Annotated in this window: 14 protein-coding genes and 1 pseudogene; 6 read left to right on the top strand and 9 right to left on the bottom strand. The window is 54.6% G+C overall.

Translation table 11 applies throughout. The features are described 5' to 3' along the window. The 6 genes from ybgC to aspS all read right to left on the bottom strand — a co-directional run bounded on the left by ybgC (nucleotide 1) and on the right by aspS (nucleotide 5507). A complete protein-coding gene (ybgC, locus tag WF513_RS07060; protein ID WP_339082749.1) occupies nucleotides 1–453 on the bottom strand; it encodes a tol-pal system-associated acyl-CoA thioesterase in 453 nt (150 codons plus the stop codon). Nucleotides 454–504: 51 nt separating this feature from the next. Further along, nucleotides 505–1557, bottom strand: a complete 1053-nt coding sequence (ruvB, locus tag WF513_RS07055) for a Holliday junction branch migration DNA helicase RuvB (RefSeq protein ID WP_339082747.1) — start codon at nucleotides 1555–1557, stop codon at nucleotides 505–507. Next, nucleotides 1557–2162: a Holliday junction branch migration protein RuvA gene (gene ruvA / locus WF513_RS07050; RefSeq protein WP_339082745.1), complete on the bottom strand. Its 606-nt coding sequence runs from the start codon at nucleotides 2160–2162 to the stop codon at nucleotides 1557–1559. The genes ruvB and ruvA overlap by 1 nt, the downstream gene beginning before the upstream one ends. A 24-nt stretch (nucleotides 2163–2186) precedes the next feature. Next, entirely contained in the window at nucleotides 2187–2711 is a 525-nt protein-coding gene (gene ruvC, locus WF513_RS07045) for a crossover junction endodeoxyribonuclease RuvC (RefSeq protein ID WP_339082744.1), read from the bottom strand. Nucleotides 2712–2877: 166 nt separating this feature from the next. After that, nucleotides 2878–3627 carry a YebC/PmpR family DNA-binding transcriptional regulator gene (locus WF513_RS07040; RefSeq protein ID WP_339082742.1) on the bottom strand — a complete coding sequence of 250 codons (750 nt, stop codon included), beginning with the start codon at nucleotides 3625–3627 and terminating at the stop codon, nucleotides 2878–2880. Nucleotides 3628–3731: 104 nt separating this feature from the next. After that, nucleotides 3732–5507: an aspartate--tRNA ligase gene (gene aspS, locus WF513_RS07035; RefSeq protein WP_339082740.1), complete on the bottom strand. Its 1776-nt coding sequence runs from the start codon at nucleotides 5505–5507 to the stop codon at nucleotides 3732–3734. 280 nt (nucleotides 5508–5787) lie between these two features. Here aspS and WF513_RS07030 point away from each other — a divergent pair, with 280 nt between their 5' ends. The 5 genes and pseudogenes from WF513_RS07030 (at nucleotide 5788) to WF513_RS07010 (ending at nucleotide 9706) form a co-directional block, all read left to right on the top strand. Continuing rightward, nucleotides 5788–6906, top strand: a complete 1119-nt coding sequence (locus tag WF513_RS07030; RefSeq protein WP_339082738.1) for an HD domain-containing phosphohydrolase — start codon at nucleotides 5788–5790, stop codon at nucleotides 6904–6906. A gap of 217 nt (nucleotides 6907–7123) precedes the next feature. Continuing rightward, nucleotides 7124–7594, top strand: a complete 471-nt coding sequence (locus tag WF513_RS07025; RefSeq protein ID WP_339082736.1) for a Dps family protein — start codon at nucleotides 7124–7126, stop codon at nucleotides 7592–7594. Between the two features lie 280 nt (nucleotides 7595–7874). Then, entirely contained in the window at nucleotides 7875–8942 is a 1068-nt protein-coding gene (locus WF513_RS07020; protein WP_339082734.1) for a GGDEF domain-containing protein, read from the top strand. A gap of 161 nt (nucleotides 8943–9103) precedes the next feature. Further along, nucleotides 9104–9376, top strand: a pseudogene (locus tag WF513_RS07015) (cold shock domain-containing protein membrane protein); the annotation flags it as partial. A gap of 105 nt (nucleotides 9377–9481) precedes the next feature. Further along, nucleotides 9482–9706, top strand: coding sequence for a cold-shock protein (locus WF513_RS07010; protein ID WP_339083462.1), 225 nt, complete (start codon nucleotides 9482–9484; stop codon nucleotides 9704–9706). Between the two features lie 52 nt (nucleotides 9707–9758). Here WF513_RS07010 and WF513_RS07005 read toward each other — a convergent pair whose 3' ends face one another. Further along, nucleotides 9759–9965 (bottom strand): SlyX family protein, encoded by a 207-nt coding sequence (locus WF513_RS07005; protein WP_339082732.1) that lies wholly within the window; start codon nucleotides 9963–9965, stop codon nucleotides 9759–9761. Between the two features lie 3 nt (nucleotides 9966–9968). After that, nucleotides 9969–10394, bottom strand: coding sequence for an HIT domain-containing protein (locus WF513_RS07000; RefSeq protein ID WP_339082730.1), 426 nt, complete (start codon nucleotides 10392–10394; stop codon nucleotides 9969–9971). A 787-nt stretch (nucleotides 10395–11181) separates the two neighbouring features. On the opposite strand from WF513_RS07000, the gene WF513_RS06995 reads away from it, so the two are divergent. Beyond that, nucleotides 11182–12480 (top strand): OprD family porin, encoded by a 1299-nt coding sequence (locus WF513_RS06995; protein ID WP_339082728.1) that lies wholly within the window; start codon nucleotides 11182–11184, stop codon nucleotides 12478–12480. Nucleotides 12481–12545: 65 nt separating this feature from the next. Here WF513_RS06995 and WF513_RS06990 read toward each other — a convergent pair whose 3' ends face one another. Continuing rightward, nucleotides 12546–12953 carry a PaaI family thioesterase gene (locus WF513_RS06990; RefSeq protein ID WP_339083460.1) on the bottom strand — a complete coding sequence of 136 codons (408 nt, stop codon included), beginning with the start codon at nucleotides 12951–12953 and terminating at the stop codon, nucleotides 12546–12548. Nucleotides 12954–13056 lie beyond the last annotated feature (103 nt).

The following is a 13056-nucleotide window of genomic DNA, read 5'->3' as shown; positions in this document are numbered from 1 at the left end:
TTACTCTCCTGCTTTAGATTTACCCGCGCCGCCTTGCTCGGCAAAGGCCGCGTGCAAGGTTGGGGGAATAGCCCGGGGTTTCAAATTATCGGCGCGCACACAAGCCACCATAAACTGCCCTTCACAGAGCAGCGCATCATCCGTTGCCCGCCTGACCTGCTGACGAAAACGCAGGCTGGCACGGTTTAATTCAATCACTTCGGCGCTTACCAGCAGTTCATCGTCAAGCTTGGCTGGGGCGTGATAGCGCGCTTCAGCTGAGTGCACGACAAATAACAGGCCCTCCTCGGCTAACGTCGACTGGAGAAACCCCAGATCACGTAAGCGCTCAGTGCGAGCCCGCTCCATAAATTTTAGGTAATTGACGTAGTAGACGATGCCGCCCGCATCGGTGTCTTCAAAATAAACCCGACAGCGAAAGGTGGACGGCTGAACTCCGTTTTGCGCGCGCATACTCTAGTCTTAGCTCCGGGTCTTGCCAATTGGGTAGAGCAAGTATTTTTCTTACTCCGTGACACCATCAAATGGCTCAGTTACCGGCAGCTCACCCATGCGCTTGGGTACATTAAGACCAAAATGCAGGTAAGCATGCCGGGTAACCACACGTCCGCGTGGGGTGCGCATGATGTAACCCTGCTGAATTAAGTAAGGTTCCAGCACATCTTCAATGGTGTGGCGCTCCTCACTGATGGCGGCCGCTAGGTTATCTACGCCAACCGGGCCGCCGTCAAATTTCTCAATCATGGTCAGCAGCAGGCGACGGTCTTGATGATCTAAACCGCGCTCATCGACATCCAGCAGATTCAGCGCCAGGTCCGCAATCTCGCGGGTGATATCACCCGTACCGCGGACTTCGGCAAAGTCGCGTACCCGACGCAGTAAGCGGTTGGCAATTCGTGGCGTACCGCGCGCGCGCCGGGCAATCTCAAATGCTCCGCGGGGTTCAATCGGCAAACCCAGAATGCCCGCCGAACGCGTGACGATAGTGGTCAGGTCTTCAGTGTTGTAGAACTCAAGGCGCTGGACGATACCGAAACGGTCGCGCAATGGATTGGTCAGCATGCCCGCACGCGTCGTGGCGCCAACCAGCGTAAACGGCGGCAAATCGAGCTTGATTGAGCGTGCAGCCGGACCTTCACCGATCATAATGTCGAGCTGAAAGTCTTCCATGGCTGGATAGAGGACTTCCTCGACAATCGGCGACAAGCGATGAATCTCATCAATAAACAACACATCGCCCGGCTCAAGATTGGTCAGCAAGGCTGCCAAATCACCTGGACGCTCTAGAACGGGACCCGAGGTGCTCTTGATCGAGACATTCATTTCCTGAGCGATGATGTTGGCCAAGGTGGTTTTACCCAACCCGGGAGGACCAAAAATCAGGGTGTGATCGAGCGCCTCGCTGCGCCCACGAGCCGCCTGGATAAACAGCTCCATCTGCTCGCGCACACTAGGCTGGCCGATGTAATCAGCCAGTTTTAGCGGGCGAATGGCGCGGTCCACCTGCTCATCACGCTCACGCGGGGCAGCGGTAATCAGGCGATCAGCTTCTAGCACTAGAGCATTCCCTTCAGGGCGCGACGAATCATATCTTCACTGCTCAAACCGTCTTCCTTAATAGCGGATACAGCACGGCTGGCTTCTTGGGGTTTGTAGCCGAGCGAAATAAGTGCGCTCACGGCGTCATTCTCAGCGCTTGAGACTGCACCACCCGCGCGAGGTTCCACCACTAGAGCGGACATACCGGGCACCGTTTCCCATGCTTTGAAACGATCTTTGAGCTCAACCAATAGGCGTTCGGCAGTTTTCTTACCAACACCAGGGATTCTCACCAACACCGAGGTGTCTTGCGCTTGCACGCAGCGCACCAACTCATCCACCTCAAGCCCGGACATCAAGGCCAAGGCCAGCTTTGGCCCGACGCCATTAAGGCGGATTAACTCGCGGAACAGCTCACGCTCACGCTTCTCAAAGAAACCATAAAGCAGGTGAGCATCTTCGCGCACCACCAGATGGGTGTGCAGCGTCAGCGGTTCACCCACTGAGGGCAAGCGGTACAGGGTCGTCATGGGCACTTCCAGCTCATAACCCAAACCATTTATGTCAATAATCACATGGGGCGGCTGTTTTTCCGCCAGGGTGCCGCGCAAACGTCCGATCACCGCTGCTTTTCCTTAAAAATTACCTTACAAACGAAGACGACCCGCGCGCCGCTTGGCGCCGACCAAACCGTGTGGGAGCAGGCTCTGCCGATGATGGGCATGACACAAGGCAATTGCCAGGGCATCTGAGGCGTCAATCTGCGGCTTCTGCACCAGTTTAAGTAGGTGCATGACCATCATCTGCACTTGTTCTTTGTCCGCCCCGCCGCTGCCGGCGATCGCCTGCTTAACCTGGGTGGCGGTGTATTCGGCGATATCCAGCCCTGCTTCAATGCCTGCCACAATCGCCACGCCGCGGGCTTGGCCAAGTTTGAGTGCAGAATCGGGATTGCGCGCCATAAACACCTGCTCAATGCCCATGGTCACAGGGCCGAAGGTTTCGATGACTTCGCGCACACCGCGAAACACCACTTGCAGGCGCTCCGGCATAGTGCCGTTGCCGGTGCGTATACAGCCTGAAGCGACGTACTCGCAATTGCGTCCGTTATCACGCACCACGCCATAACCGGTAATACGTGATCCGGGGTCGATACCGAGAATCAAGGTCATGCCCTACTGCCCACTCAAGGCACCAGCTAGCTCAACTGGCACACTGTCTATTTATCCAGTTGCCGAGTATAGAGCTAGGTCACTGTCGCGTCACCCAGGGAGACGCTTTAATAAATCCGGGGCTTAGGGGTTAATAAACTCGAAAAACCGCCGCTTTAGTGACCATTCAGCCAAGCTGCTCGATGAGTTCGTCAGGGATTTCAGCGTTGTGGTAGACCTCTTGCACATCGTCAAGATCCTCCAACATGTCGATCAATTTGATGACTTTTTGCGCCGTTTCTAGATCATCAATTGGTGCACTGATTGACGGGATCATGGCGATTTCCGCTTCATCCACTTTAAAGCCAGCAGCACTGAGCGCTTCGATAACGGCATGGAAATCAGCAAAGCCTGTGGACACCAGCGCCGAACCATCCTCGGCCATTTCCACATCATCGGCACCGGCTTCCAGCGCCGCCTCCATGAGTGCATCTTCATTGACGCCCGCCGCAAAGCTGAGCTGCCCTTTGCGGTCGAACATATAGGCCACCGAGCCGTCGGTGCCCAAGTTACCGCCGCATTTGGTAAAGGCATGGCGCACTTCAGCGGCCGTGCGATTGCGGTTATCGGTCATGGTTTCGACGATAATCGCCACACCGCCCAGGGCATAACCTTCGTAACTGAGCTCAGCAACATTGTCCGCTTCGTTGTTACCCGCACCGCGAGCAATTGCACGGTCAATGACATCACGCGACATGTTGGCGGTCAGCGCTTTATCCATGGCCAGACGCAAACGCGGATTGTCTGCCGCCAGAGGGCCGCCATGCTTAGCAGCCACAGTCAGCTCGCGGATGAACTTGGTAAAAATCTTGCCGCGTTTGGCGTCTTGACGCCCTTTGCGATGCTTGATGTTGGCCCATTTGGAATGACCAGCCATAACTCACTCCGTTTCATTAAACTGAAATTGCGGGGTGTGAGCGCACAAATATCTGCCCCACCCCATAAGCAAAAAGCCTGGAAAACCAGGCTTTTTGACTCGGCTTATTCGGCCTTGGGTTGCTCGCGCAGGCGGATATGCAATTCGCGCAGCGACTTGTTATCCACCTCACCCGGCGCCTGAGTCATCACGCAGGCAGCGCTCTGGGTTTTCGGGAAGGCAATCACTTCACGGATCGATTGTGCGCCGGTCATCAGCATCACCAGGCGATCTAGGCCGAAGGCCAAACCACCGTGAGGCGGCGCACCGAACTTCAGAGCATCGAGGAGGAAGCCGAACTTTTCCTGCTGCTCGTCTTCGCTGATGCCCAGCACACGGAAGACTGTCTGCTGCATTGACTTGTCATGGATACGGATCGAACCGCCACCCAACTCAGTGCCGTTCAGAACCATGTCATAAGCGCGCGACAGAGCGGCGGCTGGGTTAGCCTCCAACTCTGCTGGGCTGCAACTTGGCGCAGTGAACGGGTGGTGCATAGCCGTTAGACTGCCGTCGTCGCTTTCTTCGAACATCGGGAAGTCGACAACCCACAATGGCGCCCATTCACAGGTCAACAGGCTCAGGTCATGACCGAGCTTGATGCGCAGCGCACCCAAGGCTTCGGAGACAATCTTGGCCTTGTCAGCACCAAAGAACACGATGTCACCATCCACTGCACCGACGCGATCAAGGATCACATTGATGTTGTCCAGCGGGATGTTCTTAACGATCGGCGACTGCAGACCTTCAACACCATTGGCACGCTCGTTGACCTTGATGTAAGCCAAGCCCTTGGCACCATAAATACCGACGAACTTGGTGTAGTCGTCGATCTGCTTGCGCGGCATGCTCGCCCCGCCCGGCACGCGCAGGGCTGTCACGCGGCACTTCGGATCGTTAGCCGGACCCGCGAACACCTTGAAGTCGACATCTTTGAGCTGGTCGGCGACGTCTACCAATTCCAGCGGGTTACGCAAGTCCGGTTTGTCGGAGCCGAAACGGCGCATGGCTTCGGCCAGCGTCATATGCGGCAACTCGCCGAACTCGACGTCCAACACTTCTTTGAACAGCTGGCGAATCATCTTTTCGGTGATGGCCATGATGTCGGCCTCATCCATAAAGCTGGTTTCGATGTCAATCTGGGTGAATTCTGGCTGACGATCAGCGCGCAGGTCTTCGTCGCGAAAGCACTTAGCGATCTGGTAGTAACGGTCGAAGCCGGCAACCATCAGCAATTGCTTGAACAGCTGTGGCGACTGCGGCAGTGCGAAGAAGCTACCCGCGTGGGTGCGACTCGGCACCAGATAGTCACGCGCGCCTTCAGGTGTAGCGCGGGTGAGGATCGGTGTTTCTACATCAAGGAAGCCGTTGTCGTCGAGGTAACGACGAATGCTGCTGGTGATGCTCGAACGCAGCTTCAACTTAGCCGCCATCTCTGGGCGACGCAGGTCAATAAAGCGGTAGCGCAGGCGAGTTTCTTCGCCGACATCGGTGTATTCGTTGAGTGGGAACGGTGGGGTTTCCGCTTCGTTCAGCACTTCTAGCTCATAACCCAGTACTTCGATAGCGCCGGAGGCCATGTTGGCATTACGCGCACCCTCTGGGCGCACGCGTACTTTACCGGTGATTTTCACCACGTACTCGCTGCGCACTTTATCGGCAGCGGCAAAGGTTGCCGCGCGGTCCGGGTCGAATACCACCTGAGCGAGACCTTCACGGTCACGGATGTCGAGGAAAATCACCCCGCCATGGTCACGGCGGCGATGTACCCAACCGCAAAGGGTGACTTCCTGGCCGTCCAGGCTCTCGTTCAGTTGGCCGCAATACTGGCTGCGCATCATGGTGGTGGTCGCTTCTCTTGAGTCTTGAATTCGTTGGGCCGCAATAGTTGCGACGCTCGTTGGCCGGCGGGCGTATGCGTCATGTTGCGCAAGTGCGCTGTTTTCAGGGGCGTTAAAGGCTGGTGATGCATGTGCACCCACCCGCGAACCCCACAAAATCCGGCAGGGCTGGATTATATATGGTTAGGCCGCCACATGCAGCCGCCGCTCTGCGCGCTTTTGCCAGGCTTTTCTATACTCAAGTACGCGTCGTTGTGGTCATGAATACCCGGAGAAGCTTATGGACACATCAAACTTGACGGAAATCCCCAGCGATTTGCTGGCGGATTTTCGTTTGGAATCCAGCGAACAATTCCAACGCTGTGAGCAATTGCTGATTGAGCTTGAACACGCCCCCGATGACCGCGAACGCCTGCGCGAGTTATTTCGCTCGGTGCATACACTTAAGGGCAATCTGGGTTACATCGGTTTAGACAAACTGATGCTTATACCGCAGGCCATGGAGGATGTGCTGTCATGCCTGCGCGAAGGCCAGTTGCGCTTCGACAGTTTACTGGGTGACATTCTTCTATTGACCCTCGACCACCTTAAAGAGCAAATCCATCATGCCCTCGGAGGCCCCGCGGAGCAGCTCAGCGCCAGCCAGAGCCAAGCGTTGGGCCGAGCACTCAGCGATCTCGCGCAAACACCCACTGCACAACAAACCGCCCTGCGTAGCGCCCTGCTGCAGCAACTTGACCCCAACTCACAGCCGGCCAGTATCAGTAACCCCGCACACCTTGATGCGGCACAACTGTTGAATCGTTATGGCATCGAGCCTGACGCAGATTTGTTGTTCTTTATCGACTTGATGCAAGCCAGCGAGCGTCGCTCACACTTCTGGCAGGGCCGCGGCTTGCGCCAACTCGACCTAGCCTTGGCCATTAATCAACTAGGCGGCGAGCCAGAACAACCCGCGCAACTGACAGCGGCCATTTGTTTGCACGATATGGGCATGGCTTTTCTGCCGCTTGAGGTGCTGCACAAGGACGCTCACCTGAATCGCGAGGAGCGCCGCCAAATGCAAGCCCACCCGCGCCTTGCCCACGATTTACTCAAGCGTATGCCGCAGTGGGATGCAGCGGCGGAAATGGTCCTGCAACATCAGGAACACGCTGACGGCAGTGGTTACCCGAAAGGGCTGAAAGAAATCGAAACCAGCCCAGGCGCGCTTATTATCAACATCGTTGATACCTTCGACGCGCGCACCCATGAACGCGCGCACCAAGCGTTGAACAAACGTCCACGCCTGCGAGCCATTCTCGAAATCAATAATCTTGCTGGGAGTCAGTTCAGTGCGCATTGGGTCGCGCTGTTCAATCGAGCGCTGCAACAAAACCCCTTATTGGCCAAGCGCTGAGCCCTTTCGCTGAGCAATTGTGCTCAAGGATCACTGCGCCATCTAAAAGCTCTACGCCTAAGCATGCCTAACAGAGATAAATTGAACCCGGGCTGAGCATTGACGTCCAAACATCACTGTTATTGATTTAACCGACAACAATCCTCGGCAGCACCCATGATAGTCTCTGCCCATTACAGCGGGCAGCCGAGCCCCCTAACGCCTGGAGAGAAATGCAATGGAAATTAATATTGGAATTGCTGAGAAAGACCGCGCCGCCATCGCCGAAGGCTTGTCGCGTCTGCTTGCTGACACCTACACGCTTTACCTGAAAACCCATAATTTCCACTGGAACGTCACCGGCCCGATGTTCAATACCTTGCATTTGATGTTTGAAGGTCAGTACACCGAGCTGGCATTGGCCGTGGATGACATTGCAGAACGTATCCGCACCCTCGGCTTCCCGGCACCTGGTACCTACGCGGCTTATGCCCGCCTCTCCTCTATTAAGGAAGAAGAAGGCGTACCGAGCGCACAAGACATGATCAAGTTGCTGGTCCAAGGTCAAGAAGCAGTCGTACGCACTGCACGCGGCATTTTCCCGTTGCTGGAAAAAATCAGTGACGAACCTACCGCTGACTTGCTCACCCAGCGCATGCAAGTCCATGAAAAAACCGCGTGGATGTTGCGCAGCCTACTGGCCGCCTAGTTAAGTAATCTAGCGCCCCACAAGTAACGCGGACGTGCTCGCCAAAGTGTTGATGAAACAAGCCTTAGCGTCGGATATGTGTGGGCTACAACAGAAAACCCTCGGAAGCCTCATGGCCGAACCGAGGGTTTTCTGCTTTAGGGCGTTTGGCTCAAAGCAACTGAGTTATTCACGTCCAACAAATCCAGCATGCGCCCAGCAGCCACTGGGCTTTTGCTAGGCGAATCAACCACAGCTGTTCTATGCTTTAGCACATTGCAACCTTGACACAGTGACGTGCATGAACACCCCAAGAAAACTTCCAAATATATTAGACCTCTATCCCGAAGAAACGCGTGATGCTGCAGCGCTGCTAAAAAAAGCGGTGCCGCTGATGATGCGCCACAATATCCCGCCAAATCCGGTGCATTACGCGCTCTGGTACACCTACAGCAAAGGGCTTGAGCCTGAGCTCAATCGACGCCTGGATAAAGCCGTCGCAGACTTCGACAGTTTCCCCGTAGAGACGGCAGCCAAACTGTTTCGCGAGTTTATTATCCACGGTGAGCTTGCAGAGGCGCGCGCAGGCCAGCAGCAGGTGATTGAGCTAGTCGACGATATTGAAAGCAATGTCTCATGCAGCATCACCGGCAGCAGTAATTATCAAATCAGCCTGGAACATGGCCTGGCTGCACTGCAAGAGCCCGTCATCGACGACCTGCCAGGCGTTTTGACGGAATTGCAAGAAAGCACGCAATTGATGCAAGAGCAGCAAACCAAATTTCTCTATCGGCTAAATTCTGCACAGGAAGAGATAAAAATCCTGCGCAGTCAACTCGAACGCGCCCACGTCGCCGCAACATTGGACAACCTCACGCAGGTGTTCAACCGTAACGCCTTCAGCCGGCTCCTTGAGCAGGCCCTGCAAGCGGGACATGAAGGCCTTGCCTTGGTGATGCTGGATATCGATCACTTCAAACAATTTAATGACCAATACGGGCACCCCTTGGGCGATCGGGTGCTGCAGCATGTTGGCCAACTGCTACGTGAGTCTCTCCCGCCTCGCGCTATTGCCGCGCGTTATGGCGGCGAAGAGTTTTGCATCATCCTGCGTGACTGCCCAGACACCACCAACGCCCATGCGTTTGCCGAGCAATTGCGCCTCAAGATTCAGGCATTACGCATCAAAGTGCGTCGCACCGACGAAGTACTCAACAGTATCACCGCCTCTTTTGGCTTTGCTTTGGCGGCGCCAGACGATGATCTGGAAAGCTTACTGACCCGCGCCGACGATGCGCTGTATAAAGCTAAACGCGAGGGTCGCAACCAAGTTAATCCGATCCTTGTGCAGGCAGCGCTGCAGGCTTGATTGAGAACCCCACCTCTTTACTGTTAAATACGCCCCGTGTCGCTGAACCTATTGCAAGGCTCAGCACGCAGGCTGGTTCTTCGCGCTTTATTCCCCTTCTAAGGTAACTACGCGCAACCAGCTATTCCTGATCGTTATTTAATTAAGTGAGCTCATTGAATATGTTGAAAATTATCCACCTATTAACAGGTGCTCTGGCCCTGTTGCTTTCTTTTGCCCCAGCCCTGCGCAACACCCCAGAAACATTACTGCAACAACCTGATGCCCTGTGCCTTGGCTTGTTCGGTTTACTGAACCTGCTGCTAGCGCCCCTGCTACCCATCTGGCATGCAGGCTTGCGTCATCAAGCACAAAACCTGGTTTGCGCCTTGCTGGTGCTTGGCACCCTGCTGCAAGCACTGATTCTGCTCGCGCCTCTGCCGGTAATTGCCGACCAACCTGCCAGTCTATTTAGCCTGATCATTATCGCCGCAGCCGTAGTTATCCACCTGGCGACCAACCTGCGCATTCAGTCGCGTAACACTGCGAGCTCGCAAGACTTGGGTGATCGCGAAACAGGCACGGTTAAATGGTTTAACACCTCAAAAGGCTTCGGCTTTATTTCGCGCGACTCGGGCGACGATATTTTCGTGCACTTTCGCGCAATTCGTGGCGAAGGCCACCGCGTGTTAGTCGAAGGCCAGCGGGTCGAATTCGCCGTGATGCAACGCGACAAAGGCCTACAAGCTGAAGACGTAATCGCTGCACTGCCGCTACGACGTTAATCGTCACAACGCAAAAGGCCCGCACAGAGCGGGCCTTTTGCGTTCTAGAGCTTCAGTAATGAGGCGGCGGTGCCTCATCTTCTGCTAGGCCGAACTGCGAACCAACCTCGTCCTGACGCTTAATCAAAGCCGCCACCTGTAACTGCAAACGCTCCAACAGGCGCTGCTGCGCCACGAGCGCATCGTTCAGTGCTTGGATGGTGTCGTCCTGAAAAGCCAGGCGGCTTTGCAGATCGTTAATGCGTTCTTCTGTTTCCACCGGTCAACTCTCAACAAAACAAAAATTATCAGTGAGTACAACGCGTAATCGCGCTTTAACCTGCGCCAGCTGCTCAGCTGTATACGCCTGTGCCGGATGAAGACCCCACACCGGCGCCGGCCAAGCCGCATCATCACGACGCCGCACGATGACATGCATGTGCAGCTGATTGACCACATTACCCAGAGTTGCAACATTCATTTTATCGGCTGCAAAACAATCCTTGAGCACCACCGCAAGCTCAGTTGTTTCGTGCCAGAGCTGTAACTGATCGGGCGCATCCAGCTGAAACAACTCACTGACCGCGTCACGACGCGGCACCAAGATAAACCACGGGTACTGCGCATCGTTCATCAGCAGCAGGCTGCACAAAGGGTAATCACCCAACCAGACGGTGTCCTGCTGTAACCGCGAATCCAGAGTGAACATAACCTTTACCTCTAAGCAAAACCCGATCAGTGACGTGGAAAAGTATTTACCCCCCGAGCGACAACGCTCAGCCACCTGCTTTGACAGCCCTGATAAGCGCAAATCTAATGCGCGCGACCAACCGCAGGGCCACAAAAAGAGACAGCATTACGCCTGCATAGGATACGCCGAAGCAGAAACGCCAGCACGGCCGATCAGAGCCCGCCTCAATTGCACCAACAAACAGCACCCACCCATAAACCTTGCGCCCACATGCACCAAAATTGTTCCCTTCGGTAATAACTGGGTACAGGTGGCATACCGAGCAGTGGCGACAGGGCAGCAACGGCTTAGTTTCTGTACAAAAAACAACCCCATAAAAAGCCTTTTATTACTGATGGAAATAGAAATAACGCCCTAAAACTCATCGTAAAACCGACGCAACCCCTGAAAAACGGCTAGCAGAGGTTAGCTTGAGGATTTAAAAGTCGATTTTTGAGTTTTGTGCACGGCTTTTGCTTAGAGGATCAGTGACAAAGCGAACTGCAGCGTTTGGTAGCCCACATTTCCAGCATGCACGCTTACAAAACCGTCAGCTTTGACCTAAAGCACGCCAGCAGCCTCTACAAAATTGCGACATGATTCATAAGCTTTCGCGACATAAGCGTGAAGAAGTCGTAGTGAATAGACTGCAACTATCGCCATCATAGGCAGCGTGCTATAAGTTACCGCCGACACAAAAAGAAAGAGTCGTCTCAATAAAAACCAGCCAGACGGCGCAAATTTTCTAAACCAAGGAGCAATCACGATGCAAGTGATGAAGTGGAGCGTAATCGCCCTCGCAGTAGCAGCGGGCAGTACCCAAATGGCCATGGCTTCGAGCCAGTCTGACTCGAAAGGTTTCATCGAAGACAGCGACCTAACACTTAAAAATCGCAACTACTTCTTCCAGCGCGACTTCAAGAACAACGCCCCAGGCCAAAACAAAAGGGAAGAATGGGCTCATGGCTTTATGGCTGAGCTCACCTCAGGCTTCACCCAGGGCACAGTTGGCGTTGGTGTTGATGCGTATGGCTATCTAGGCATCAAACTTGATAGCGGCGACGGTCGTAACAACACCGGCCTGCTACCTATCGACGGTGACGGCACCGCTGAAGATTCATATTCTGAAGCCGGCGGTGCAGTTAAGGCTCGTATTTCAAACTCAGTTCTCAAGTATGGAGAAATGCGTACCGAAGCCCCTGTCTTTGCTACCTCCCACAGCCGCCTGCTGCCGGAAACTGCTACCGGTTTCAACGTAACCAGCAACGAAATTGAAAACCTGTCTCTGGAAGGCGGTTACTTCACTGCCTACAACAACCGTGCCTCCACCAACAGCGATGACGAATTGCTGTTGAACTACGGTGGTGGTGAAGTCGGCGACAGCATTGGGTTCGTTGGCGGCAGCTACAGCTTCAGCGATGATTTGAGTGTGACACTGTATGGTTCCAAGTTTGAAGAAACCTGGAACCAGTACTACCTGAACACCAACTACAACCTGAGTCTGTCTGAAGATCAGAGCCTGAACTTCGACCTGAACGTTTATCGCACTTCCGACACCGGCGATTCTCTGCAGGGCGATATCAGTAACACCACATTTAGTTTCGCTACTGTCTACTCTATCGGCTACCACAGTATTTTGGCTGCCTACCAGGAAGTAAACGGCGATACTCCATTCGACTACGTGGGGGGCGACTCGATTTTCCTGTCCAACTCCATGCAGTACTCTGATTTCAACGGCGCTAACGAAAAATCCTACCGCGCGGGCTACACCTATGACTGGACTGGTCTAGGCGTACCAGGCCTGACCACCATGGCCACTTACGTTAAGGGTACGGGTGTCGACGGCACTGATGCAGATGTTCTTGGTGGCTACGCCGGCCTGCAAGGAAAAGGCGGCAAGCATAGCGAAACCAACTTGGACATTAAGTATGTCTTTCAAGATGGCCCAGCCAAGGATCTTTCCGTACGCTTCCGCCAGGCTTTTCACTATGCTAACGACGCACAAGGCGAAGGCGATATCCACGAGTTCCGTGTAATCGTCGACTACCCACTAAGCGTTCTGTAACTCAGACTGCTTAGCTTGTAAAGAAAGCCCGACTTAGGTCGGGCTTTTTCTTGTCCGCTGAAAACTTAAATCGGCAAGGCGTAGGTACCCGTTACATGCGCGACCAACTCATCCTCGTACCCCAGCGAATACACCGATACCTCACAAACCGCCTGCCGGCGACTTAGGCGCAAGATCCGCGCGTGGGCCAATAAATCAACAGGCTTTGGCTTGACCAGAAAGTTGATATTCAAATTCGAGGTCACCGCCATTTCCACTCGCCCTAGCCTACCCAGCACCACTGCATACATCGCCGCGTCAGCCAGCGCCATAATGGTTGGGCCGGATAATGTGCCGCCTGGGCGAACCAATTTGCTGTGAAATGGCACGCGGGCTAATGCGCCGTCAGTATCCAGCCGGTCGATACACAGGTTGATATCTTCCGCCATCGGCAACCCCGCTCGAATCAGCGCCTGCACTTGCTCCGCTGTCAGTGTTGACACACATCTCTCCTTTATTGTTAAGCGCCGGCATCCTGTACGCCTGTGTACAGGCACCGTACAATGCCGGCCATTGAAAACCTCTTGCAACCGACAG

It is taken from the genome of Pseudomonas sp. TMP9, assembly GCF_037943105.1.
Lineage (GTDB): Bacteria > Pseudomonadota > Gammaproteobacteria > Pseudomonadales > Pseudomonadaceae > Aquipseudomonas.
Note: the sequence above shows the minus strand (reverse complement) of the source record. Positions and strands in the feature narration are given on the sequence as shown.